Annotated in this window: 21 protein-coding genes; 18 read left to right on the top strand and 3 right to left on the bottom strand. The window is 43.2% G+C overall.

The window, feature by feature from the left end; all coding sequences use genetic code 11:
* Nucleotides 1–63: 63 nt before the first annotated feature.
* The gene (locus NMG88_RS06135) at nt 64–843 is read right to left on the bottom strand and encodes a response regulator transcription factor (RefSeq protein WP_026789191.1); all 780 of its coding nucleotides are present in this window, start codon (nt 841–843) and stop codon (nt 64–66) included.
* Nucleotides 844–1,185: 342 nt separating this feature from the next.
* On the opposite strand from NMG88_RS06135, the gene gvpA (NMG88_RS06140) reads away from it, so the two are divergent.
* From gvpA (NMG88_RS06140) to NMG88_RS06210, 15 genes are all read left to right on the top strand, one after another.
* Nucleotides 1,186–1,404 carry a gas vesicle structural protein GvpA gene (gene gvpA / locus NMG88_RS06140; protein ID WP_026789190.1) on the top strand — a complete coding sequence of 73 codons (219 nt, stop codon included), beginning with the start codon at nt 1,186–1,188 and terminating at the stop codon, nt 1,402–1,404.
* A gap of 333 nt (nt 1,405–1,737) precedes the next feature.
* A complete protein-coding gene (gvpA, locus tag NMG88_RS06145; RefSeq protein ID WP_026789190.1) occupies nt 1,738–1,956 on the top strand; it encodes a gas vesicle structural protein GvpA in 219 nt (72 codons plus the stop codon).
* 333 nt (nt 1,957–2,289) lie between these two features.
* Complete coding sequence (gene gvpA / locus NMG88_RS06150; RefSeq protein WP_026789190.1) at nt 2,290–2,508, top strand: gas vesicle structural protein GvpA; 219 nt, start codon at nt 2,290–2,292, stop codon at nt 2,506–2,508.
* A 179-nt stretch (nt 2,509–2,687) separates the two neighbouring features.
* On the top strand, nt 2,688–3,410 hold the full coding sequence (gene gvpC / locus NMG88_RS06155) for a gas vesicle protein GvpC (protein WP_227350262.1): 723 nt from the start codon (nt 2,688–2,690) through the stop codon (nt 3,408–3,410).
* 117 nt (nt 3,411–3,527) lie between these two features.
* Complete coding sequence (gene gvpN, locus NMG88_RS06160; protein WP_026797284.1) at nt 3,528–4,724, top strand: gas vesicle protein GvpN; 1,197 nt, start codon at nt 3,528–3,530, stop codon at nt 4,722–4,724.
* The gene (locus NMG88_RS06165) at nt 4,721–5,098 is read left to right on the top strand and encodes a gas vesicle protein (RefSeq protein WP_227350264.1); all 378 of its coding nucleotides are present in this window, start codon (nt 4,721–4,723) and stop codon (nt 5,096–5,098) included. Before gvpN (NMG88_RS06160) ends, NMG88_RS06165 begins: the two co-directional genes overlap by 4 nt.
* Before the next feature lie 308 nt (nt 5,099–5,406).
* Complete coding sequence (gene gvpA / locus NMG88_RS06170; RefSeq protein ID WP_026789190.1) at nt 5,407–5,625, top strand: gas vesicle structural protein GvpA; 219 nt, start codon at nt 5,407–5,409, stop codon at nt 5,623–5,625.
* Nucleotides 5,626–5,958: 333 nt separating this feature from the next.
* Nucleotides 5,959–6,177, top strand: coding sequence for a gas vesicle structural protein GvpA (gene gvpA / locus NMG88_RS06175; RefSeq protein WP_026789190.1), 219 nt, complete (start codon nt 5,959–5,961; stop codon nt 6,175–6,177).
* Between the two features lie 179 nt (nt 6,178–6,356).
* Nucleotides 6,357–7,094 (top strand): gas vesicle protein GvpC, encoded by a 738-nt coding sequence (gene gvpC, locus NMG88_RS06180; RefSeq protein WP_254035214.1) that lies wholly within the window; start codon nt 6,357–6,359, stop codon nt 7,092–7,094.
* 131 nt (nt 7,095–7,225) lie between these two features.
* Nucleotides 7,226–7,444, top strand: a complete 219-nt coding sequence (gene gvpA, locus NMG88_RS06185) for a gas vesicle structural protein GvpA (RefSeq protein ID WP_026789190.1) — start codon at nt 7,226–7,228, stop codon at nt 7,442–7,444.
* A gap of 179 nt (nt 7,445–7,623) precedes the next feature.
* On the top strand, nt 7,624–8,361 hold the full coding sequence (gene gvpC, locus NMG88_RS06190; RefSeq protein ID WP_254032297.1) for a gas vesicle protein GvpC: 738 nt from the start codon (nt 7,624–7,626) through the stop codon (nt 8,359–8,361).
* A 131-nt stretch (nt 8,362–8,492) separates the two neighbouring features.
* Nucleotides 8,493–8,711, top strand: a complete 219-nt coding sequence (gene gvpA / locus NMG88_RS06195; protein WP_026789190.1) for a gas vesicle structural protein GvpA — start codon at nt 8,493–8,495, stop codon at nt 8,709–8,711.
* 179 nt (nt 8,712–8,890) lie between these two features.
* The gene (gene gvpC / locus NMG88_RS06200; RefSeq protein WP_227350262.1) at nt 8,891–9,613 is read left to right on the top strand and encodes a gas vesicle protein GvpC; all 723 of its coding nucleotides are present in this window, start codon (nt 8,891–8,893) and stop codon (nt 9,611–9,613) included.
* 117 nt (nt 9,614–9,730) lie between these two features.
* Entirely contained in the window at nt 9,731–10,927 is a 1,197-nt protein-coding gene (gene gvpN / locus NMG88_RS06205; RefSeq protein ID WP_026797284.1) for a gas vesicle protein GvpN, read from the top strand.
* Complete coding sequence (locus tag NMG88_RS06210; RefSeq protein ID WP_042152742.1) at nt 10,924–11,301, top strand: gas vesicle protein; 378 nt, start codon at nt 10,924–10,926, stop codon at nt 11,299–11,301. The genes gvpN (NMG88_RS06205) and NMG88_RS06210 overlap by 4 nt, the downstream gene beginning before the upstream one ends.
* 220 nt (nt 11,302–11,521) lie before the next feature.
* Here NMG88_RS06210 and NMG88_RS06215 read toward each other — a convergent pair whose 3' ends face one another.
* Nucleotides 11,522–12,931, bottom strand: coding sequence for a proton extrusion protein PcxA (locus tag NMG88_RS06215; protein WP_227350265.1), 1,410 nt, complete (start codon nt 12,929–12,931; stop codon nt 11,522–11,524).
* A 100-nt stretch (nt 12,932–13,031) separates the two neighbouring features.
* On the opposite strand from NMG88_RS06215, the gene NMG88_RS06220 reads away from it, so the two are divergent.
* From NMG88_RS06220 to NMG88_RS06230, 3 genes are all read left to right on the top strand, one after another.
* Nucleotides 13,032–15,152, top strand: a complete 2,121-nt coding sequence (locus NMG88_RS06220; protein ID WP_042157187.1) for a hypothetical protein — start codon at nt 13,032–13,034, stop codon at nt 15,150–15,152.
* 280 nt (nt 15,153–15,432) lie between these two features.
* Nucleotides 15,433–19,053 (top strand): Ig-like domain-containing protein, encoded by a 3,621-nt coding sequence (locus NMG88_RS06225; protein ID WP_254035215.1) that lies wholly within the window; start codon nt 15,433–15,435, stop codon nt 19,051–19,053.
* Between the two features lie 77 nt (nt 19,054–19,130).
* Nucleotides 19,131–24,998, top strand: coding sequence for a beta strand repeat-containing protein (locus NMG88_RS06230; protein WP_278047052.1), 5,868 nt, complete (start codon nt 19,131–19,133; stop codon nt 24,996–24,998).
* A gap of 147 nt (nt 24,999–25,145) precedes the next feature.
* Here NMG88_RS06230 and NMG88_RS06235 read toward each other — a convergent pair whose 3' ends face one another.
* Nucleotides 25,146–25,748 carry a hypothetical protein gene (locus NMG88_RS06235; protein WP_158442877.1) on the bottom strand — a complete coding sequence of 201 codons (603 nt, stop codon included), beginning with the start codon at nt 25,746–25,748 and terminating at the stop codon, nt 25,146–25,148.
* Between the last annotated feature and the right edge of the window lie 138 nt (nt 25,749–25,886).

A 25,886-nucleotide genomic window follows, 5' to 3' on the forward strand; every position in this document is an offset into this window, starting at 1 on the left:
AAGACCGGGGACAAAAGACCAGAGTTAATGATTTCTCCCCCCTGCCTCCCCTCCCCCTGCTCCCTATTTCTTCTTCCCCTTGGCTCCATTTCCGTCTATAGAGGACTCCGTAGGGGGGGCGAGATCATCGGGTTTCCCCTTGCCCGTGGGAAGTTCCAAACAATATCCTGCACCGTAGATGGTTTTAATATAGCGAGGATGACGGGGATCGGGTTCCATTTTTGTGCGTAAATGGCGAATATGAACTCGGATCGTCTCGATATCATCATTGGGGTCATAACCCCAAACTTCTTTTAAAATCTCACTAGGCGCAACGGTTTGACCATGACGTTGCAGCAAGCAATGTAAAAGTTCAAATTCCAAATGGGTCAATTTAACGGTGGTCTCAAACCAAATCGCTTCAAACCTTTCAGGGACTAAGGTTAAAGTGCCATAACTGAGAATTTCGCTATGTTTAGCCGCATGGGGAATGCGATCAGTTCTTCGCAACAGAGCCCTCACCCTTGCCAACATTTCTTCTAACTCAAAAGGTTTGGTTAAATAATCATCGGCCCCCGAATTAAACCCTTCAACTTTGTTTTGGGTTTGTCCCAATGCAGTTAACATCAACACCGGAATATCTGTCGTGCGTTCATCCCGGCGTAAACGTTGGCAAATGGTGAACCCGTCCACCTTCGGCAACATTAAATCCAAAATAATTAAATCTGGCAACAATTGCATCGCCAGGGCTTGCCCTTTAATCCCATCTTCTGCTTGGCTCACTTCATAACCAGCCATTTCTAAGTTAATGGCTACCAGTTCCGAAATTGCGGGGTCATCATCTATGACTAATATCCGGGGCATTATTTAATCCGGTGATTTGGGCACAAAATAATCAGTTATCAGTTATCAGTAAACAGTTATCAGTAAAGATAAAATATAAATCTCTACTCTTTATTTTTGATTTTTAACTGATAACTTAAACGGCGCAAATGATCATAACATTTTTTGGTTTTTTGTGCAACAATTTTTGAAATCGGAATGAATTTGTGCAATAATTCATTCCCAGGGATAAATAAAGACTGAGAAATTGTAAAAATAAGTAACAAACAAACATCAAAATTAGCAACTTTCGGGGTATGATTAGCCTAAAGAACTCTATAAGCATATACCCAGTTCTTTCCACCAAAAAGGAGTAATAGACTCATGGCCGTTGAAAAAGTAAACTCATCCTCCAGTCTGGCCGAAGTTATCGATCGGATCTTAGATAAAGGCATTGTGATTGACGCTTGGGTACGGGTTTCCCTCGTTGGAATCGAGCTTCTATCCATAGAAGCAAGAATCGTGATCGCTTCTGTTGAAACCTATCTCAAGTACGCAGAAGCCGTTGGTTTAACCGCACAGGCGGCTGTTCCTTCGGTCTAAGATTGATGGAATAGGCAACGGGTATGGAGCAAAAAAAGCAGAACGCTTCACTCATTATGGTTTGGGATAAAGTTTTACCCATTAATGATTCAGGGTGTAAGTATAGTCAACGCAATTCACTGCCCATACCCAATGCCGATCTCAAGCCATTCCCCATTCCATTAAACCCCAACCCACGACCCTGGATCAACCCCAGGGATAAATAGAGACTGAGAAATTGTAAAAATAAGTAACAAACAAGCATCAAAATTAGCAACTTTCGGGGTATGATTAGCCTAAAGAACTCTATAAGCATACACCCAGTTCTTTCCACCAAAAAGGAGTAATAGACTCATGGCCGTTGAAAAAGTAAACTCATCCTCCAGTCTGGCCGAAGTTATCGATCGGATCTTAGATAAAGGCATTGTGATTGACGCTTGGGTACGGGTTTCCCTCGTTGGAATCGAGCTTCTATCCATAGAAGCAAGAATCGTGATCGCTTCTGTTGAAACCTATCTCAAGTACGCAGAAGCCGTTGGTTTAACCGCACAGGCGGCTGTTCCTTCGGTCTAAGATTGATGGAATAGGCAACGGGTATGGAGCAAAAAAAGCAGAACGCTTCACTCATTATGGTTTGGGATAAAGTTTTACCCATTAATGATTCAGGGTGTAAGTATAGTCAACGCAATTCACTGCCCATACCCAATGCCGATCTCAAGCCATTCCCCATTCCATTAAACCCCAACCCACGACCCTGGATCAACCCCAGGGATAAATAGAGACTGAGAAATTGTAAAAATAAGTAACAAACAAGCATCAAAATTAGCAACTTTCGGGGTATGATTAGCCTAAAGAACTCTATAAGCATACACCCAGTTCTTTCCACCAAAAAGGAGTAATAGACTCATGGCCGTTGAAAAAGTAAACTCATCCTCCAGTCTAGCCGAAGTTATCGATCGGATCTTAGATAAAGGCATTGTGATTGACGCTTGGGTACGGGTTTCCCTCGTTGGAATCGAGCTTCTATCCATAGAAGCAAGAATCGTGATCGCTTCTGTTGAAACCTATCTCAAGTACGCAGAAGCCGTTGGTTTAACCGCACAGGCGGCTGTTCCTTCGGTCTAAGATTGATGGAATAGGCAACGGGTATGGAGCAAAAAAAGCAGAACGCTTCACTCATTATGGTTTGGGATAAAGTTTTACCCATTAATAATTCAGGGTGTAAGTATAGTCAACGCAATTCACTGCCCATACCCAATGCCCAGAAATGCACAACCCACTGACACGAGGGTTTCAAAAAAATTATGGCTTTAAAAGACAAGTGGCAACAGGATCGTATCGGACGCCAACAGGGAGTTCAAGAACGGCAACAGCAAGTTCAAACCACCCTATCCCTCTGGCAACAAGAGCGCCAAAATCAGGCTTTAGATGATCAAGAATCTCGACAGGGGTTTGTCACGGGTGTACAACAACAAACCCAAGAATTATTAACAAACATCAGCACCGAGCGTTTGTGGGTAGCCCAGCAACAGCGAGAACAACTGGAAAACTTTATCCAGCAATTATCCCAGGAAGTGGGTGAGTTTTTGCAGCAAACCATCGAAGAACGCTCACAGGTCGCAGCCCAACTGCATCAGCAATTATCTGAATTTCGGGAAGACCTAGAACATCGGGTAACGGATCTGTTAGCCAATTATCAGAAACAGCGCCTAGAAGCTAGGGAAACTTTACTTGAGGACTTAGCTATTTTTCGTCAAACCCTATATCGGGAAGTCGAAGAATATTTAGGGGAGTTAGATATTCTGCACCAGCAAATGGCCGCACAATTACAACAACAACTCCAACAGAGTCGGACGGAAAGAAAAGACGCTGTTCAGAAGTTATTTGAGGATTTAGGGGTATTTCGCGCCGAACTACAAGACTATCACCTCAAACTTCAACAGACAGTTTGGGGGAGTTCCCACCGAAAACCGCGAAAAGCGATTACCCCGCAACGCTCTATTCCATCGCGTTTATATTCCTGTTAAGAAATCCTAGGTTTGTAGGTTTATCCTCCATTCTCGGTTCCCTGATATAACATTAAATTAAACCTGCCGCTAATCCCTAACTCGGCAGTATTTTAGCTAAATAACGCCATTAAAAATATGACTACCGTGCTTCAAGCTCGTCCTAAAGGCTTTGTTAATACTCCAACCATTGAACAACTTACAATTAGAGCCTTGAGGTATCTTCAGAGTGGCTTTTCTCTGCACTTACGGGGGCCAGCCGGAACCGGAAAAACCACCCTGGCGATGCACTTAGCCGATTTATTAAACCGTCCCATCGTTTTAATTTTTGGGGATGATGAACTCAAATCCTCCGATTTAATTGGCAACCAACTAGGCTATACTCGCAAGAAAGTTGTTGATAATTTTATTCATAGTGTTGTTAAATTAGAAGATGAATTACGACAAAATTGGATTGATTCTCGTCTGACCTTGGCGTGTAAAGAAGGATTTACCCTGGTTTATGATGAGTTTAACCGTTCCCGTCCAGAGGTGAATAACGTTTTACTGTCTGCTTTAGAAGAAAAATTATTAGTGCTGCCTCCGAATAATAGCCGTTCAGAATATATTCGAGTTAACCCCCATTTTAGAGCTATTTTTACCTCAAACCCCGAAGAATATTGTGGAGTTTATGGGACTCAAGATGCGTTATTAGATCGGTTAATTACTATTGATATGCCCGAACCAGATGACGAAACCCAGCAGGAAATTTTAATTCAAAAAATCGGAATTTCCCCCGAAGATGCCAAAAACATTATTGAAATAGTCAAAATTTATTTAGAAATAACCACCCAAAAAAAAGAAATTAAACCCGTTCAAAATGGTAAAGCTGCCCGACCCCATATTGATAAAGCATCGGGATTAAGACCCGGATTGATTATTGCCAAAATCTGTCATGAACATGATATTTCTATTCAGGAAAATAATCAGGATTTTATTAAAGTTTGTGCCGATATTTTATTATCCCGTACCAACCTATCTCTAACAGAAGCTCAGAATAAATTAGAAAAAGTGATCAAAACCGTATTAACCGATGGTGACACATCAACTAACAGTTTTTTACCCCCATCAGAAACCCAATTAACCGAAAATAACTCCTTAGAAATTGAAGAACAAGTTTATCAATATTTACAGAAAACCACCAGCGCCAGGGTTTCAGAAATTGAAGTAGCGTTAGGATTAAATCGAGTTCAAACCACTAATGTATTGCGCTCTTTATTAAAACAAGGACATCTGAAACAGCAGGATAATCGTTTCTTTGCGGTGAACAAACAAGGAGAATTAATTCAACCATGAACTCACAGCAACTTCCATCAAATATACAACGGGGTGTTCCCACATCGACCCAAGGATCGAGTTTAGCTGATATTTTAGAAAGGGTTTTAGATAAGGGTATTGTCATCGCTGGGGATATTTCCGTTTCCGTGGGTTCCACCGAACTCCTGAATATTAGAATTCGTTTGTTAATTGCTTCCGTCGATAAAGCTAGGGAAATAGGGATTAATTGGTGGGAAAGTGACCCCTATTTAAGTAGTCAAACCAAAGTTTTAACCGAGAGTAATCAACAATTATTAGAACAGGTTAAATTCTTACAGGAGGAAGTCAAAGCTTTAAAAGCATTATTACCTCAAGAAAACCAACCCAACCCAATTTCTGATCCTCATAAATAACTATTTAAAATTCATCCCTACCGTGTAAAATATTAAATTGTAGGGGCGGGTTCTGTAAAAATTTTTGATATCAACAGATCACCATAATCAACCCGCCCAAACCCAACATTAACCTTCAATTAATCGGGGATTTGGGGATAGGATCGAGGCGGGTTTAGGGAGATTATTTATCAGCATTAAAGGTTAACTTGAACCCGCCCCTACAGTCCCTACAGAATTGTTATTCATTCATGGTTTTATAATTTTTAGCCTAAAGAACTCTATAAGCATATACCCAGTTCTTTCCACCAAAAAGGAGTAATAGACTCATGGCCGTTGAAAAAGTAAACTCATCCTCCAGTCTGGCCGAAGTTATCGATCGGATCTTAGATAAAGGCATTGTGATTGACGCTTGGGTACGGGTTTCCCTCGTTGGAATCGAGCTTCTATCCATAGAAGCAAGAATCGTGATCGCTTCTGTTGAAACCTATCTCAAGTACGCAGAAGCCGTTGGTTTAACCGCACAGGCGGCTGTTCCTTCGGTCTAAGATTGATGGAATAGGCAACGGGTATGGAGCAAAAAAAGCAGAACGCTTCACTCATTATGGTTTGGGATAAAGTTTTACCCATTAATGATTCAGGGTGTAAGTATAGTCAACGCAATTCACTGCCCATACCCAATGCCGATCTCAAGCCATTCCCCATTCCATTAAACCCCAACCCACGACCCTGGATCAACCCCAGGGATAAATAGAGACTGAGAAATTGTAAAAATAAGTAACAAACAAGCATCAAAATTAGCAACTTTCGGGGTATGATTAGCCTAAAGAACTCTATAAGCATACACCCAGTTCTTTCCACCAAAAAGGAGTAATAGACTCATGGCCGTTGAAAAAGTAAACTCATCCTCCAGTCTAGCCGAAGTTATCGATCGGATCTTAGATAAAGGCATTGTGATTGACGCTTGGGTACGGGTTTCCCTCGTTGGAATCGAGCTTCTATCCATAGAAGCAAGAATCGTGATCGCTTCTGTTGAAACCTATCTCAAGTACGCAGAAGCCGTTGGTTTAACCGCACAGGCGGCTGTTCCTTCGGTCTAAGATTGATGGAATAGGCAACGGGTATGGAGCAAAAAAAGCAGAACGCTTCACTCATTATGGTTTGGGATAAAGTTTTACCCATTAATAATTCAGGGTGTAAGTATAGTCAACGCAATTCACTGCCCATACCCAATGCCCAGAAATGCACAACCCACTGACACGAGGGTTTCAAAAAAATTATGGCTTTAAAAGACAAGTGGCAACAGGATCGTATCGGACGCCAACAGGGAGTTCAAGAACGGCAACAGCAAGTTCAAACCACCCTATCCCTCTGGCAACAAGAGCGCCAAAATCAGGCTTTAGATGATCAAGAATCTCGACAGGGGTTTGTCACGGGTGTACAACAACAAACCCAAGAATTATTAACAAACATCAGCACCGAGCGTTTGTGGGTAGCCCAGCAACAGCGAGAACAACTGGAAAACTTTATCCAGCAATTATCCCAGGAAGTGGGTGAGTTTTTGCAGCAAACCATCGAAGAACGCTCACAGGTCGCAGCCCAACTGCATCAGCAATTATCTGAATTTCGGGAAGACCTAGAACATCGGGTAACGGATCTGTTAGCCAATTATCAGAAACAGCGCCTAGAAGCTAGGGAAACTTTACTTGAGGACTTAGCTATTTTTCGTCAAACCCTATATCGGGAAGTCGAAGAATATTTAGGGGAGTTAGATATTCTGCACCAGCAAATGGCCGCACAATTACAACAACAACTCCAACAGAGTCGGACGGAAAGAAAAGACGCTGTTCAGAAGTTATTTGAGGATTTAGGGGTATTTCGCGCCGAACTACAAGACTATCACCTCAAACTTCAACAGACAGTTTGGGGGAGTTCCCACCGACATCCTATTAAACCCCAACCCACCGTTAACCCCGGAGTGCCTCAACCTGCGACCCTGGATCAACCCCAGGGATAAATAAAGATTGAGAAATTGTAAAAATAAGTAACAAACAAGCATCAAAATTAGCAACTTTCGGGGTATGATTAGCCTAAAGAACTCTATAAGCATACACCCAGTTCTTTCCACCAAAAAGGAGTAATAGACTCATGGCCGTTGAAAAAGTAAACTCATCCTCCAGTCTGGCCGAAGTTATCGATCGGATCTTAGATAAAGGCATTGTGATTGACGCTTGGGTACGGGTTTCCCTCGTTGGAATCGAGCTTCTATCCATAGAAGCAAGAATCGTGATCGCTTCTGTTGAAACCTATCTCAAGTACGCAGAAGCCGTTGGTTTAACCGCACAGGCGGCTGTTCCTTCGGTCTAAGATTGATGGAATAGGCAACGGGTATGGAGCAAAAAAAGCAGAACGCTTCACTCATTATGGTTTGGGATAAAGTTTTACCCATTAATAATTCAGGGTGTAAGTATAGTCAACGCAATTCACTGCCCATACCCAATGCCCAGAAATGCACAACCCACTGACACGAGGGTTTCAAAAAAATTATGGCTTTAAAAGACAAGTGGCAACAGGATCGTATCGGACGCCAACAGGGAGTTCAAGAACGGCAACAGCAAGTTCAAACCACCCTATCCCTCTGGCAACAAGAGCGCCAAAATCAGGCTTTAGATGATCAAGAATCTCGACAGGGGTTTGTCACGGGTGTACAACAACAAACCCAAGAATTATTAACAAACATCAGCACCGAGCGTTTGTGGGTAGCCCAGCAACAGCGAGAACAACTGGAAAACTTTATCCAGCAATTATCCCAGGAAGTGGGTGAGTTTTTGCAGCAAACCATCGAAGAACGCTCACAGGTCGCAGCCCAACTGCATCAGCAATTATCTGAATTTCGGGAAGACCTAGAACATCGGGTAACGGATCTGTTAGCCAATTATCAGAAACAGCGCCTAGAAGCTAGGGAAACTTTACTTGAGGACTTAGCTATTTTTCGTCAAACCCTATATCGGGAAGTCGAAGAATATTTAGGGGAGTTAGATATTCTGCACCAGCAAATGGCCGCACAATTACAACAACAACTCCAACAGAGTCGGACGGAAAGAAAAGACGCTGTTCAGAAGTTATTTGAGGATTTAGGGGTATTTCGCGCCGAACTACAAGACTATCACCTCAAACTTCAACAGACAGTTTGGGGGAGTTCCCACCGACATTCTATTAAACCCCAACCCACCGTTAACCCCGGAGTGCCTCAACCTGCGACCCTGGATCAACCCCAGGGATAAATAAAGATTGAGAAATTGTAAAAATAAGTAACAAACAAACATCAAAATTGGCAACTTTCGGGGTATGATTAGCCTAAAGAACTCTATAAGCATATACCCAGTTCTTTCCACCAAAAAGGAGTAATAGACTCATGGCCGTTGAAAAAGTAAACTCATCCTCCAGTCTGGCCGAAGTTATCGATCGGATCTTAGATAAAGGCATTGTGATTGACGCTTGGGTACGGGTTTCCCTCGTTGGAATCGAGCTTCTATCCATAGAAGCAAGAATCGTGATCGCTTCTGTTGAAACCTATCTCAAGTACGCAGAAGCCGTTGGTTTAACCGCACAGGCGGCTGTTCCTTCGGTCTAAGATTGATGGAATAGGCAACGGGTATGGAGCAAAAAAAGCAGAACGCTTCACTCATTATGGTTTGGGATAAAGTTTTACCCATTAATAATTCAGGGTGTAAGTATAGTCAACGCAATTCACTGCCCATACCCAATGCCCAGAAATGCACAACCCACTGACACGAGGGTTTCAAAAAAATTATGGCTTTAAAAGACAAGTGGCAACAGGATCGTATCGGACGCCAACAGGGAGTTCAAGAACGGCAACAGCAAGTTCAAACCACCCTATCCCTCTGGCAACAAGAGCGCCAAAATCAGGCTTTAGATGATCAAGAATCTCGACAGGGGTTTGTCACGGGTGTACAACAACAAACCCAAGAATTATTAACAAACATCAGCACCGAGCGTTTGTGGGTAGCCCAGCAACAGCGAGAACAACTGGAAAACTTTATCCAGCAATTATCCCAGGAAGTGGGTGAGTTTTTGCAGCAAACCATCGAAGAACGCTCACAGGTCGCAGCCCAACTGCATCAGCAATTATCTGAATTTCGGGAAGACCTAGAACATCGGGTAACGGATCTGTTAGCCAATTATCAGAAACAGCGCCTAGAAGCTAGGGAAACTTTACTTGAGGACTTAGCTATTTTTCGTCAAACCCTATATCGGGAAGTCGAAGAATATTTAGGGGAGTTAGATATTCTGCACCAGCAAATGGCCGCACAATTACAACAACAACTCCAACAGAGTCGGACGGAAAGAAAAGACGCTGTTCAGAAGTTATTTGAGGATTTAGGGGTATTTCGCGCCGAACTACAAGACTATCACCTCAAACTTCAACAGACAGTTTGGGGGAGTTCCCACCGAAAACCGCGAAAAGCGATTACCCCGCAACGCTCTATTCCATCGCGTTTATATTCCTGTTAAGAAATCCTAGGTTTGTAGGTTTATCCTCCATTCTCGGTTCCCTGATATAACATTAAATTAAACCTGCCGCTAATCCCTAACTCGGCAGTATTTTAGCTAAATAACGCCATTAAAAATATGACTACCGTGCTTCAAGCTCGTCCTAAAGGCTTTGTTAATACTCCAACCATTGAACAACTTACAATTAGAGCCTTGAGGTATCTTCAGAGTGGCTTTTCTCTGCACTTACGGGGGCCAGCCGGAACCGGAAAAACCACCCTGGCGATGCACTTAGCCGATTTATTAAACCGTCCCATCGTTTTAATTTTTGGGGATGATGAACTCAAATCCTCCGATTTAATTGGCAACCAACTAGGCTATACTCGCAAGAAAGTTGTTGATAATTTTATTCATAGTGTTGTTAAATTAGAAGATGAATTACGACAAAATTGGATTGATTCTCGTCTGACCTTGGCGTGTAAAGAAGGATTTACCCTGGTTTATGATGAGTTTAACCGTTCCCGTCCAGAGGTGAATAACGTTTTACTGTCTGCTTTAGAAGAAAAATTATTAGTGCTGCCTCCGAATAATAGCCGTTCAGAATATATTCGAGTTAACCCCCATTTTAGAGCTATTTTTACCTCAAACCCCGAAGAATATTGTGGAGTTTATGGGACTCAAGATGCGTTATTAGATCGGTTAATTACTATTGATATGCCCGAACCAGATGACGAAACCCAGCAGGAAATTTTAATTCAAAAAATCGGAATTTCCCCCGAAGATGCCAAAAACATTATTGAAATAGTCAAAATTTATTTAGAAATAACCACCCAAAAAAAAGAAATTAAACCCGTTCAAAATGGTAAAGCTGCCCGACCCCATATTGATAAAGCATCGGGATTAAGACCCGGATTGATTATTGCCAAAATCTGTCATGAACATGATATTTCTATTCAGGAAAATAATCAGGATTTTATTAAAGTTTGTGCCGATATTTTATTATCCCGTACCAACCTATCCCTAACAGAAGCTCAGAATAAATTAGAAAAAGTGATCAAAACCGTATTAACCGATGGTGACACATCAACTAACAGTTTTTTACCCCCATCAGAAACCCAATTAACCGAAAATAACTCCTTAGAAATTGAAGAACAAGTTTATCAATATTTACAGAAAACCACCAGCGCCAGGGTTTCAGAAATTGAAGTAGCGTTAGGATTAAATCGAGTTCAAACCACTAATGTATTGCGCTCTTTATTAAAACAAGGACATCTGAAACAGCAGGATAATCGTTTCTTTGCGGTGAACAAACAAGGAGAATTAATTCAACCATGAACTCACAGCAACGTCCATCAAATATACAACGGGGTGTTCCCACATCGACCCAAGGATCGAGTTTAGCTGATATTTTAGAAAGGGTTTTAGATAAGGGTATTGTCATCGCTGGGGATATTTCCGTTTCCGTGGGTTCCACCGAACTCCTGAATATTAGAATTCGTTTGTTAATTGCTTCCGTCGATAAAGCTAGGGAAATAGGGATTAATTGGTGGGAAAGTGACCCCTATTTAAGTAGTCAAACCAAAGTTTTAACCGAGAGTAATCAACAATTATTAGAACAGGTTAAATTCTTACAGGAGGAAGTCAAAGCTTTAAAAGCATTATTACCTCAAGAAAACCAACCCAACCCAATTTCTGATCCTCATAAATAACTATTTAAAATTCATCCCTACCGTGTAAAATATTAAATTGTAGGGGCGGGTTCTGTAAAAATTTTTGATATCAACAGATCACCATAATCAACCCGCCCAAACCCAACATTAACCTTCAATTAATCGGGGATTTGGGGATAGGATCGAGGCGGGTTTAGGGAGATTATTTATCAGCATTAAAGGTTAACTTGAACCCGCCCCTACAGTCCCTACAGAATTGTTATTCATTCATGGTTTTATAAGTAGAAACAGCAGAAGGAGAACTGCGGTTGAGATAACGGAAAATCCAATATTTAAACACCGCATCTAAGATAACTGGAAAGGTCGCAATAAACAAAAAATTGAAGTCCCGATTTTCAGGAAGTCCGAAATGTCGGGCGGTACTTTCTAAAATCACCTCCCAACCGTGGGGCGAATGAAACCCCACAAACATATCCGTAGACAAAATAATAATAAAAGCTTTCGCACTATCACTCAACCCATAAATTAAATCCCCCATAAATGATTTGAGAATCTCTACCTCGCTACGGTTGTAAACTAAAATAAAAGCGAACATAAAAACCGAGATAATATCTGCGAAAACATTCTTGATCGCGCTACTACTATCCCCCTTATATTGTTCGGCTATTTCTTTAGCTTTTTCCTTGAGTTTTTCATCTAATTTCTCTGAAGTTAAGGGAGGAGCTTGACTAATTAAAGCCTTAAATCTAAGACGTTCTTCATATTGTTTTAATTCGATAAAGGCTTCTTCCTCCAGATCGATATTGATAAAAATAGGTGTTTGTTCTTTATTTGTAAATATTCCATCTATAATCGGCCCGACCAAGAAATTTTTAGCTAATTGTTGAGTCAATAAAGGAATCAAAATCAACAACAGAATAAATCTGATAGAAATTACGGTTTTAGCTTGAGTTTGCTTATAACTCGCAATAATTTCCGACTCCGATCCGGGTCTGAGTTCCTGTTTAATTCGACCTAATGTTCTCAATAAAGAACGGGGTAAAACCCGAGTCGAATTATTGTTCCTCAACCCCGGTTTTATCGTTTTTATGGAACTAGGAGTACGGTTACTATTCAAAAAATTTTTGTTGTCAGAGCCATTATTTAGAATTGAATTTTGAGGATTTTCTGTTGGTGTTGTTAATAGAGATTTTTCGGGAGAATTTGGGGTTAAATTTAGATAAAAATCTGAGGATTCTGGGGCTTGATAACGAGTAATTACCGCATCAATATAATCGAGTTTTTCACAAATAGCCTCAACTATTTTACCGTGAGGTAATGATCCATTCGAGGTAACTTTTTGCTCTAATTCCAGGTTAATACCCGATGATGGATTGATTTGTTCCGACCATCCCAAAACCGAACGGCTGGTATTAAATACAATTAAGCGATTCTGAATAATTTTGAGATATTTTTTTAGTTCAGAATTAAAATAAGAAAGGACGCGATCGCTATATTCAGGATGGGATTCTGGAGATATTTTTTCACCTTGAAAATGCTCATTCTCAAGGGAACGAATTTTCAATGCGGCATCATAAGCTTGATCTAAAGCCCGTTCCGGTGTATCACGAAACCATTGATTAGCATTGCCAAAGAATTGTTTAAATACATTAGAATCAGCAGCGGCCATGGTTTAGACCCCTTAAGAATCAGTGAAATGAATATTAATTAAAGACGTTCTGGTGGAACATCGGTACAATGTACGGGGTATCTTAACAAATTTTAGACCGATTGCCGTGCTCTCTCCTGCTCTCTGGATTACCGGAAGTTCCCAAAGTGGCAAAACCACTCGCCTGATCGAATTATTTTGTGAGTGGACACCCCTACTGGGAACCCTTCCCCAACCCCCACAACCTCCACGCAAACCTAGGTTAAACCCTGAGTCTATCGCCACCACGACCTTAATTTTTGCCGCCAATGGTGATAATCGCATTGCCCTGGTTAACCGTTTAACCACTACCCCCCAGGGACAATATTCCTTTTATTCCACAACCCCTTTAGGGTTTTTTCAAGACGAAGTAATTTTGTTTTGGCCCCTATTAGTCGAAAAGTTAGGGTTAAAAGCCCAATTTCCCCTGCGCTTACGCCCCGAAACCGAACAAGAACTTGCCCTCCGGCTTTGGAGTCATGATCTGGAAATCAGTCCCCTCAGACGTCCAGGGATTAGCCTTAACCGGATGGTGCGCCAAATTCTGGATATTCTGCAACTAGCGGCCTTGAGTGTTACGTCAATAGATGCCATTCCCCAGATTTTAGAAAAGGGATTTCTCGGCGACATCGAAACCCCCTACAAACAGATAGGAGAATGGCTACAACAATGGCGGGAATGGTGCTTAGAGCGGGGGTTACTCACCTATGGGATGATTGCCGATCTCTATGGTCAACACCTGCTGCATCATCCTACCTATCAAAAACACCTACTGCGTCGATATCCGGTAGTTTTAGCCGACGACGTGGACGAATATCCCGTCCTAACCCGTAACTTGTTTGAGTTCTTTCTGGAGCAGGGAAAAATGGCTGCATTTACCTACAATCCAAATGGGGCTGTACGTTTGGGGTTAGGGGCTGACCCGATCGCCTTCTTGGATTTACAAAAGCGATGTCGTACAGAAACCTTAGACCAACCTAGGGGTTTAGGGAAACAATTGGCCGAACCAATTTTAGATTTGGTGTTGGAGAATGCCATCGCTTTTCCTGACTCCCTGTTATTTTCTACTCAGATTCAATCAATTCAAACGGTATCACGGGCCGATTTACTCCGACAAACCGCCGAACAGATTATCGCCGCGGTTAAAACTGGCCAGGTACGGCCCGATGAAATTGCCCTGATTGGCCCGGGTTTAGATGCGATCGCCCGTTATACCCTGCGGGAAATTTTAAACCATGCAGGAATAGCCGTTGAGTCGATGCAGGAACAACGTCCCCTGATTAGTTCTTCCCTAGTTCGAGGCTTATTAACCTTAATGGCATTGGTCTATCCGGGGAATGGTCATCTGGTGCATCGAGATGCGATCGCCGAAATGCTCGTTACCCTGAGCCGCTACACCCATGACACTCTTTCCCCCTGCTTCTCCATCGACCCAGTACGGGCGGGGTTATTAGCTGATCATTGTTTTGTGCCTGACTTAGAGAATCCTCGGTTACTGACTGTGAATGCTTTTCCCCGTTGGGATCGGTTGGGATATCAGGCGACGGTCGCCTATAATCAGATTTTGCACTGGCTGGAAGTTCAACGGGAAGACTATCAAAACCAGTTATTAGCCAGTCCAGTAGTGTTATTAGATCGAGGGATTCAGCAATTTTTTTTGGGTAATGGCACGGGTCGCAGCTTGAGAAACGATCAACTCTCTGCACTACGCGAGTTAATGGAAACGGCACTCCACTATTGGGAGGTGCAGAATCGTTTACAGGCGAAAACCGATGGGATCATCTCGGAACAAGTCGGCCAGTTTATTCAGTTATTACGACAGGGAGTGATTTCTGCTAACCCTTATCCGGTATCCAGTTTGGGGGTTAAACCTCCGGCCGTAACCTTGGGAACAATTTTTCAATATCGGGCCAGTCGAGCCTCCCATGCTTGGCACTTTTGGTTAGATGTGGGATCTCCCTTGTGGTTGAGTGGAGGAGCGAGTATTCTCTGGGGAGCGCCTCTATTTCTCAAGGAACAACCGGAGTATTCAGGGACAGAAGCAAATACAAGGTCGGCTGATCTACAACGATTGCACCGTATTATTGTAGATTTGTTAAGTCGGGTGAGCGATCGCTTAATTCTCTGTCACAGTGATTTAGCCGTTAATGGTCAAGAACAATTCGGCCCCCTTTTACCCCTAGTTCATGTAGTCAGCCCTTGATCGCTATCTTCAAACCCAGATAATATAGGGAATAGTTTTGACCAAACTTTCAGATAATTGTCTTTCAAAAAGGCAACCAAAAAAGTTAAATTCAACCTTAATTATAATATAAAAAATGAGGTTATTTATGTTGTTTTCAAAATCAAGAAATTAATTCAATAAATTTTCGGGGATTGATGTTATTATCATCAGTTATTCTGGGAATAATATAAATTAATCCTGGGTCGGGGTGTTAAAGGTAGATTTGATCGAGTGGGTTCATTCATGAGGAGACAAAAAAATGACAAGTGCAGTAATTAATACCGTTAGTGCCAGAGTAATTAATACTCAGGAAGTGCTATTAATATTTCCGACGGAAATACCGGGTGTATTTCAAAGTTTTACTGGGCTAGTGGGGGAAACCCTTCCTGGTGCTAACGGAACAGTCATTTTTGTGCCTCAAAATCGCCCAGCACCTCCCCCAACAACAGCCCCAACCACTCCTCCGACCCCGACCGCAGCCCCAACCACTCCTCCGACCCCAACAGCATCCCCCACCACTCCTCCGACCCCCACCTCTTCTAATAATAATGGTGGGACAAGTCCAGCCCCAGTTGCCAATAATGACTTTTTTCAAACTAATTTAGGACAGGCGACATTTTTTAATGTTCTGGAAAACGATACGGTTCAGGGTGGAAGTGGAACCAGTATCACCGTTAATCAGTTTAGTTCAACGGCAAACGGAACCCTAGTATTTAATGGGGCAGGAATTTTTACCTACACTCCCGACCCCAAATTCTTTGGAACAGATAGTTTTAGTTATACCGTTACCAATGGTACAGCCCCAGCCCAAGTTTTTATTCAAGTGTTGGCGGGGAATCAACCTATTATTATTGAGGGTATTGGTAAGGGAACAGAAACCAGCGACTATATTACAGGTTCCTCTGGCAATGATGTGATTAATGGTTTAGCCGGAAACGATACCATCTTTGGTTTAGCGGGAAATGACGAACTGCGAGGGGATGAAGATAATGATACCCTCTACGGAAATGAAGGCAATGATACCCTCACCGGAGGTGAAGGGAACGATGAACTTAATGGCGGTAAGGATAATGATGTCCTCGATGCCAGTGCTGGAGACGATACCGGGCTCGGACAACTGGGTAATGATACGGTTATTGGCGGTTTAGGTAATGATAGCCTTTATGGAGGCCAAGGAGCAGATAGTGTTAGGGGCGGCGAGGGCAATGATCTGGTTTTTGGGGATAAAGGCAGTGATGTGCTTTGGGGCGATGCGGGTAACGATACCATCTATGGTGGTGGAGAAGAAGACCTAATTTTTGGTAATGACGGCGCCGATAACCTCTATGGAAACCAAGGAAACGATACGATTTTTGGCGGTATTGGCAATGATGTAGTATTTGGGGGCGAAGGAGATGACCAACTTTCCGGGGAAACCGGGGATGATTTCCTATTTGGGGGTCTAGGTGTCGATACCCTGACCGGAGGCTCAGGAAATGACACCTTTGTGATGACTAGCGAAAGTGGCGGTGCGAATTTAGGAGATGCTCAAGTCGTTAATGATTTTGAATTGGGCGATCGCATTGGTTTAGCTGGAGGGTTACAATTTAGTGACCTATTTATTAGCCAAAGTGCTGAAAATGCGGGCAATACTATTATTAGAAACGGCAGTGCTGGAGATTATATTGCCGTTCTAGTTGGTGTGGATAGTAACACCATCACCGCCGATAGTTTTACTCCAATTTCTGGTACGATTATTCCGATTCCCACCCCAACACCAACCACCCCAACACCCACAACTCCACCAACACCCACAACTCCACCAACACCAACTACCCCAACACCCACAACTCCACCAACACCAACCACACCAACACCCACAACTCCACCAACACCAACCACACCAACACCTACAACTCCACCAACACCAACCACCCCACCAACACCCACAACTCCACCTTTACAGCCACCCATTGCCCAAAATGATGCCGTAAAACGGCCTCCCGAGGGTTTTGTGACATTTAACGTACTCACAAATGATACCGATCCCCAGGGAAGTCAACTCACATTAGTGAGCGTGGGAACCATCGCCAATGGTAGTGCATCAATTACGGCTGGGGGAAATATTACCTTCACGCCTAACCCTGGTTTTACAGGGCCAGAAACCTTTGCCTATACCATTCAAAACAGTTATGGCCTAACGTCCACGGCTCAAGTGATCATCACTGTTAATATTCCCCCGACATTATTAGTTAATAATGGAATTATTGTTTTACAAAATCGTCAGCAAAATATTACCGCCGTCAATCTGTTTGCGGTAGACCCGGATAACCCCCCCAATGAAATCTTTTACCGTGTCACCCAAGAACCCAATTTAGGGAATTTACAAGTTTTAGGTTCTACACCCCAACGAATTAATACCGGAGATGCCTTTACTCAGCAAAATATTGATATTGGTTCCATCCAATATAACGCTCGGAATGTATCAGGAGGAGATCAATTTTTGTTCCTTCTAACTGATAATATTGGAACTACAGCCCAGAATGCTTTTAGTATCACCATTGTCGATGACATCATCTCGAACACTACGGATGGAGATGATTTCATTGTTGGGACTGGTTTAAGTGAATATATCAGAGGATTTGCTGGAAATGATACCCTTTTGGGTGAAGGCAACCGAGATATTATTGAAGGGGGGACGGGAAATGATTCCCTTGAAGGGGGAGAAGGAAATGACGTCCTGCAAGGAGAAGAAGGAAATGATACGCTCCTCGGTCAAGTCGGCAATGATTCTCTCTTTGGCGGTCAAGGCAATGATTCTCTCGATGGCGGTGCAGGTCGCAATACCCTGTTAGGGGAAGATGGAAATGATACCCTAATTGCCGGAGATGATAGTAATTTACTCTCCGGTGGTAATAACGATGACATCCTGATTAGTGGGATTGGGAACGATACCCTGTTAGGGGGAAGTGGTAATGATTCTCTGACCGGGAATGCCGGAGATGATTCCCTCTATGGAGAGGATGGAGAAGACTTAATCTTTGCCGGAGTCGGTCGAGACTTAGTTCTCGGTGGCCCAGGTAACGATAGCATTGATGCCGGGGAAAGCAATGATACCGTATTTGGTGGAACCGGGAATGATTCTATTATCGGCGGTGATGGAGATGATTTCGCAAATGGTGGGGACGGTACCGATACAATCTTCGGCGGGATTGGAGATGATTCTGTCTTTGGGGGTGTCGGAAATGACTCCATTTTGGGTGATCTTGGGGACGATAGTATTTTTGCTGGAGATGGTTTAGATACGGTATCTGGAGGAATTGGTAATGATCTAATCTTTGGAGATGAGGGCAACGATACCCTGTTTGGGGGTGAAGATGATGATACCTTAGCCGGGGGCGGAGGTGCAGATAGTTTAATTGGAAATTTGGGGAATAATTCCTACTATTATTTAGCCCCCACCGAAGGTGTTGATGTGATCACCGAATTTAATATAAATGGTGATGATCGATTCCTATTTAGTTCTTTAGGTTTCCCCGGTTTCACTACCGCAGAAGGAACAGTGGTTCCCCTACAGGGGATTATTGTTTCTAACCTGGGTTCGGGGGGAGATAATATTAGTAATAAACAGGTGATCATTTTCCAAGATACCTTTGATAATGTTCAAGCGGTGAATGCTACCTTGAAAAATCAAAATGGATCGGGTGATACTGCCGCTTTCTTTGTTTATCGAAATAACTTGTCTTATGCCGGTTTTTCGGGTGCTTATGTTATGGGCTATGATCCGAATTTAAGTGATGATAGTTTGCCTGCTTTTGATTTAGTAATTTTACCATCTCTTGATCCAAAAACAAATAATATTAGTACCTTAATTGGGCCTAGTGATTTTGTGATTATCTAGGCATTTTGTAGTAAGCCCTAAAGGGCTTACTACAAATTTAACATTAATATCCCTATTCCCAGCAAAGGATTCTGATTATGACAAGTTCTATTATCAATACAATTCCCGCCAATTTATCCTTAAGAATTTCTCCTAGTAATAGCCTGTACAATACGGGAAATTCAGTATTAATTTTTTCATCAGGAATTCAAGGAAGATTTGAGACTTTTCCAGCAAATGTTCAGTCTTTTGTTCCCCTTTCTAATGGCATCGGAACTACCTTACCCGGTGCAACAGGGGGGGTCGTATTTGTACCCGATACACCTGTTGTACAAGCAATATCTATTGAAACTAATACACCTGTTTATTTAGCTGAAACAGAAACTGGTCAATTTCAAACCCTGAATGGTCAAACAACCGGAACTGTTAAAACCGGGCCAGCCGGAAGTTTGATTTTTACTCCCGATGGATTTAGTCCCGTAACCCCTGCACCCACAGCCACTCCCAGTCCTATAGCCACACCTAGTCCCACAACTACACCTAATCCCACAGCTACTCCTAGTCCTACATCAACCCCCATTCCCACGCCTACCACCAGTCCCACACCTACCCCCAGCCCCAAACTCGAACCAATTCGGATTCAGGGTGCGGGGACAGGGACAGAGGCAGATGACACCATTATTGGTAGTAGTCAAAATGACACGATTTCTGGATTAGCAGGGAATGACAGTATCTTTGGATTAGGAGGGAATGACCTCCTCCAAGGAGATGCTGGACAGGATCAAATTAATGGTAATGAAGGCAATGATGCCATTATCGGAGGCTCAGAGGATGATTGTCTACGCGGAGGTCAAGGAGATGATTTAATCTTTGGGGATGCCGGGAATGATCTGGCTTTTGGGGATAGAGATAATGATACATTGAATGGTGGAGCCGGAGCCGATAGTTTGTATGGTGGCCAAGGCAATGATAGTATCGGAGGCGGGGGGGAAGATGACCTCATCTATGGGGATAAAGGCAATGATACGGTATCGGGTGATATTGGTAACGATAGTGTTACTGGAGGAGATGGAGACGATATTTTATATGGTAATTCCGGTCAGGACTTCCTGAGTGGAGATGCTGGCAATGATCAACTTTTTGGTGGCGGAGATGATGATAGTTTAGTCGGCGGTCTTGGGGCGGATGTTCTCTATGGAGATTTGGGAAATGATACCCTTTCTGGCGGGGATGATAATGATCAACTATTTGGGAATGCCGGGGATGATGTCCTGAATGGAGATAATGGAGCCGATAATTTATATGGAGGTGCCGGGGAAGATATTCTCAATGGCGGTAACGGTCGGGATTTCCTCTCCGGTGATGCTGGGAATGATTTATTAGCCGGGGAAGCTGGATTAGATACCCTCACAGGGGGCGCGGGAGATGATATTTTTGTTCTTGGTTATGTGATTACTCAAGCTCCTAATGGCGGTAGTTTTATTACCGGAACTACGGGCGGCACTAGCGTTGAATTAGCGGATATTGTTACGGATTTTACGACAAACGATAAAATTGGGTTATCTGGAGGACTGACATTTCAAGATCTGCAAATTTCCCAAGGTCAAGCCTCTAATTCCAGTAATACAATTATTAAAGATAAAAATACAGGTGAATTTTTAGCCGTCTTACAGGGAGTTAATGCCAGTATTTTAAGCGAATCTAACTTTGTTATTGACCCTATTATTCCCCTTCCTCCGACAACACCCCCCACACCAACAACCTCACCAACTCCGACACCGACAACCTCACCAACTCCGACACCAACAACCTCACCAACTCCGACACCAACAACCTCACCAACTCCGACACCAACAACCTCACCAACTCCGACACCAACAACCTCACCAACTCCGACACCAACAACGCCAACCCCGCCGCCCACTACCCCACCTACTACCTCACCGACTACACCACCACCGCCAACTCCATCTCAACCCACACCTCCCCCTGTTGAACCTCCAACTCCGGCAATTTTAGCGATGGAGAATGACACAGTATCGGGTTTACAGAATACTCTGTTGGAGATTCCCAATAGTACCATCACTGCTAATGATACGGGAGTTGGGCTGCTCACCATCACTGGAATTACAGAACCTGCCAATGGGACAGCCAGCTTAAATCGAAGTGCAAGATCAATTACTTATATTCCTGATCAAAACTTTTCCGGTTTTGATAGTTTTGAATATAAAATCCGAGATGATAACGGAGCAACAGGAACCGCAACCGTTACAGTTAACGTAGTATCGGTTAATGTTCCTCCTATTTTGGATCTCAGCAGTTCCCAACCTGGGAATAATTACAGTACGGTTTTTGTTGAAGGAACAACTCCCATTGCGATTACTGGAAGTGTCAGTATTATTGATACTGATGATACCGATCTTACCTCTGCTACTATTACTTTAACCAATATTCCTGATGGTGAAATTGAAGGGTTATCTATCCTGGGAAGCTTGCCCAGTGGTATTACCGCCGGAAATTATGACCCAGCAACGGGAATTATTCTCCTAACTGGAACTGCCCCAATTGCCAGTTATGAAACGGCACTTTCTCAACTGGTTTATAGCAATAGTTCCCAAAATCCCAATACTCAAAATCGGGTAATTAATGTTGTTGTTACCGATCGCCAAGATAGTAGTAATATTCCGATTAGCACGATTACAGTGGATGCGGTTAATGATCCTCCTGTAAATACGGTTCCCGGGTCACAAAATGCCAACGGTAGCCAACCGATTTTATTTAGTCAAGCTGCTGGGAATCAAATTTCTATTAGTGATCCTGATGCTGGCGTTAATCCTGTACAGGTTACTTTAACCGCTAGTACCGGAATCCTAACCTTGGGTACAACCCCGGATAATGTCGCAATTTCTGGGGATGGAACTACAACTATTACCTTAGTTGGTCAAGTTGATAATATTAATACCGCTATTAATGGTTTAACCTTTATACAACCCTCACCCTTTACCACCTCAGCAACCCTGCAAGTGGTAACAACGGATCTAGGAAATACGGGCAGTGGTGGCCCGCAACAAACGACGAGTACGATTACCATTAATCAACCCAACCAGCCACCGATTGCGGTAAATGATAGTGTGGTGGGGACGCAAAATGTACTCTTGACGATCGCATCTTCAACCCTATTAGCCAATGATACCGATCCCGATAATGATCCGTTAACTATTACTCAAGTAAGTGATCCCGTGCAAGGTACGGTGACTTTAAATAATAGTAATGTTCTATTTACTCCCGCCCCTAACCATACTGGGCCAGCTAGTTTCCTCTATACTATTAGTGATGGAAATGGCGGCACCAGTAGCGCGACGGTCAATATTACTGTTAATCCCAATCAACCCCCAACCCTAGACTTAAATGGTAGTCAAGCGGGAAATAATACTCAAGTAACCTTTTCCCAGGGACAGCCGGCCATTGCGATCGCCAATGCCACTAATATTGTGATTACCGATCCTGATAATCCCAACGCTGAGTCAGCTACCATCACCTTAACTAACCCCCTGAATGGCAGTGCGGAAAGTTTATCGGTTAATGGTGTGTTACCTGTGGGGATTACAGCCAGTAGTTACAACAGCACTACAGGCGTTTTAACCCTAACCGGGAATGCTGCGATTAGTGCTTATCAAACGGCGATCGGACAAATTATCTATAACAATACGGCCAATCCTCCGAATACCACTACCCGGACAGTAGAGGTGAAGGTGAATGATGGAACTAACAATAGTAATACCGCAGCTAGTACCATTACCGTAATTGCTCTAAATCAACCTCCGGTGGCGGTTCCCGACGGCCCAATTTTTGCCAACAATAGCATCCAATTCGCTATTTCTCCTTTAGATAATGATACTGACCCCGATGGAGATATTCTCACCTTGACCTCGGTGGATAATCCCGCCACAGCCCAGGGGTTAGTCACTCAAGCGGGTTCCTTAGTTCAGTACACCCGTTTAGGAAATGCGACCGGGCCAGATAGTTTCAACTACAGTATTAGTGATGGGAAGGGAGGTACCAGTAATTCCACCATTACGATTAACCTTTTACCCGTTGCTGATAATAACCCCAATTCAATCGCCGGAGGCAGTTTTGGCGATAACCTCAATGGTCTAGGAGGAGATGATACCCTCAGCGGTCTGGACGGGAAAGATTCCCTCCGAGGAGATGGGGGGAATGATTTACTCCTGGGAGGAAGTGGAACGGATTTGTTACAGGGTGGTATTGGAGACGATACCCTGAACGCAGGTTTAGCCACCGATAGTATGACGGGAAATGCCGGAAATGACCAATTCCGCTATGATAGCGCGAATGACGGCGGAGGATCTGGGTTTAATGCTGGTTCTAATACTGAGGTTAAATCCCGAATTGGCAGTAATTTATATGATACAATTACCGACTTTGAAGGGTTAGGGGCTCCGGTTGGAGATCGAATTAGTTTTGCTACAACGGTAATTGCCTCTTTTGCGAGTATTGGAACAGCCGTACAAACTAATATTACAGGGGATGTGATTCCCGGTACAAATCCAGGTCTATTTGCCTTTAATGATGGTAGTAGCACTTACCTAATTTATGATGGAAATGGCGATAATACCACGGGAAATGATTCTCGAATTTTAGCTAAATTAGATAATGTGAATGGGGTGACAACCCTTGATGTGAATGATTTTGCTGGCATAAATCGTCCTCCGATTGTTCAAGGGAATACAACGGTTAATATTAATGAAGATGTAATCACTAATTTAGGGATTGTGGCCCCGATTGATCCCGATAATGATCCGTTAATTATTACTGTTAATAATATTCCTGATAGTAATAAGGGAATTGTCAGAATTACGGGTCAAACTAACTCGATTATTATTGGTCAAACCTTAACCAGTGCTGAAATTACTCAGTTAGAATTTGTTCCCAAACCCAATATTAGCGGGGCGGCGGGGGTATTTCTCTATAGTGTCAGTGATGGTCAAAATCCGGCGGTGAGTCAAACCCTAACTATTAGTATCACGGAGATTAATGATCCTCCGATTGCGGTTAATGATGGCCCAATTTTCACGAACAATAGTATCCAATTCGCTATTTCTCCCCTGGATAATGATAGTGACCCCGATGGAGGGGTTCTCACCTTGACCTCGGTGGATAATCCAGCCAAAGCCCAGGGTTTGGTCACTCAAGCGGGTTCCTTAGTTCAGTACACCCGTTTGGGAAATACGACGGGGTTAGATACCTTCAACTATATTATTAGTGATGGTCAAGGGGGAACGGCTACGGCTAATATTACAATTGACCTCTTACCCGTTGCTGATAATAACCCCAACTCCTTCACCGGAGGTGTTTTTAGCGATAACCTCAATGGTCTGGGTGGCAATGATACCCTAAGCGGTTTGGATGGCAATGATACCCTGCGAGGAGATGCTGGGAATGATAGTTTATCGGGAGGAACTGGAAACGATACACTTCAGGGTGGAATTGGCAACGATACAATTCAGGGCGGTTTAGGACGGGATAGTTTAATTGGGAGTGTTGGAGAAAAAGACCTGTTTATTTATACGGACTCCCTGGATGGGGGCGGTATCGGGTTTAATGCGGTGGGGACGGGAATTAATGCTCAAATTGGTAGTAGTTTATATGATTCTATTAACAATTTTGAGGGTTTAGGTCAGGTTGGGGGCGATCAAATTGGTTTATCCACCAGTTTAATTGCGGGTATTGGTAATATTCTGCTAACGGTACAAACCAATCTTTCAACGAATGTTCTATCGGGAAATAGCCCAGGTCTATTTGCCTTTGATAGTGGTAAGGATACCTACTTAATTTATGATGGTAATGGCAATAATTTAACCGGGAATGATTCTCGGATTCTGGCTAAATTGGAGGGCGTTACGGGAGTAACAACCTTAAATCCTGATGATATTATCCTGTTCTAAATATCCTATCGGGTAGAGACGCGCTGTGGCTCGTCTCTACGGTTTTTTTATAGCAACCGCCAAGGCAGTTAGGACACCAGACGGATATTGGAACCCAGACGGTGAAGTATTTTCCCCCTGTTCCCTGTTCCCTGTTCCCTGCTATAACTACTGATTGGGTGTATTCAGTTGCAAATCAATAGAATTTTCCGGCTCTAATTTCACAACATTTTCAGGAGGATTTAAACAGGTTTTTAAGAGTTGATCAACTCCTAAATTTGTACTAGCTTGGTTCATCCCAACAACGCAATTGGAAAAGGTTTCCGGTAATACACTCCGACGGCAACTATCCAGAACATTTAACGGATCAGATGCACTGGTATTTCTGTTAATATTAACCACACAATTTGCTAATTCATCGGGACGTCGAACCTGTAGACAACCGGATAATATTTGTTCTACGGGTAGAGCCGCCACATTTCTCTGCATTTGGGTGACACAATATCCCATATTCCGGGGCCGTGATGCCATTCCACAGCCTTGAGTTGCTAACTCCACCGATAACCCGGCCGTAACTAACTGTTGGGTGCAGTTTCTATAGTCCTGTCGGCGAATTAATACAAAGGAAGGAAACGCCTCAGCCGGGGTAACGGAAACAAACAACGGAAACAAACTCACCGTCGCCACTACGGATAACCAACGGTGGTGTCCTGGGAGGTGGGTCAGAAGTGCTTGTTTTAATCCAGAAAACATCACAATAGAAGGATTCATAGCCATTTCAAGTTTTGCACAATGATATCATGGGTTAGCAGTTGACCGTTGACCGTTGATCATCTTTAACACTCCCTGGCGTGAATGCAGCGTGATTCTTTTTCTCGTTCTATAGATCGTCTATCCTAGAAATCAAAC

The sequence above is a fragment of the Planktothrix agardhii genome, assembly GCF_904830935.1.
In the GTDB taxonomy this organism is placed as follows: Bacteria; Cyanobacteriota; Cyanobacteriia; order Cyanobacteriales; family Microcoleaceae; genus Planktothrix; species Planktothrix agardhii.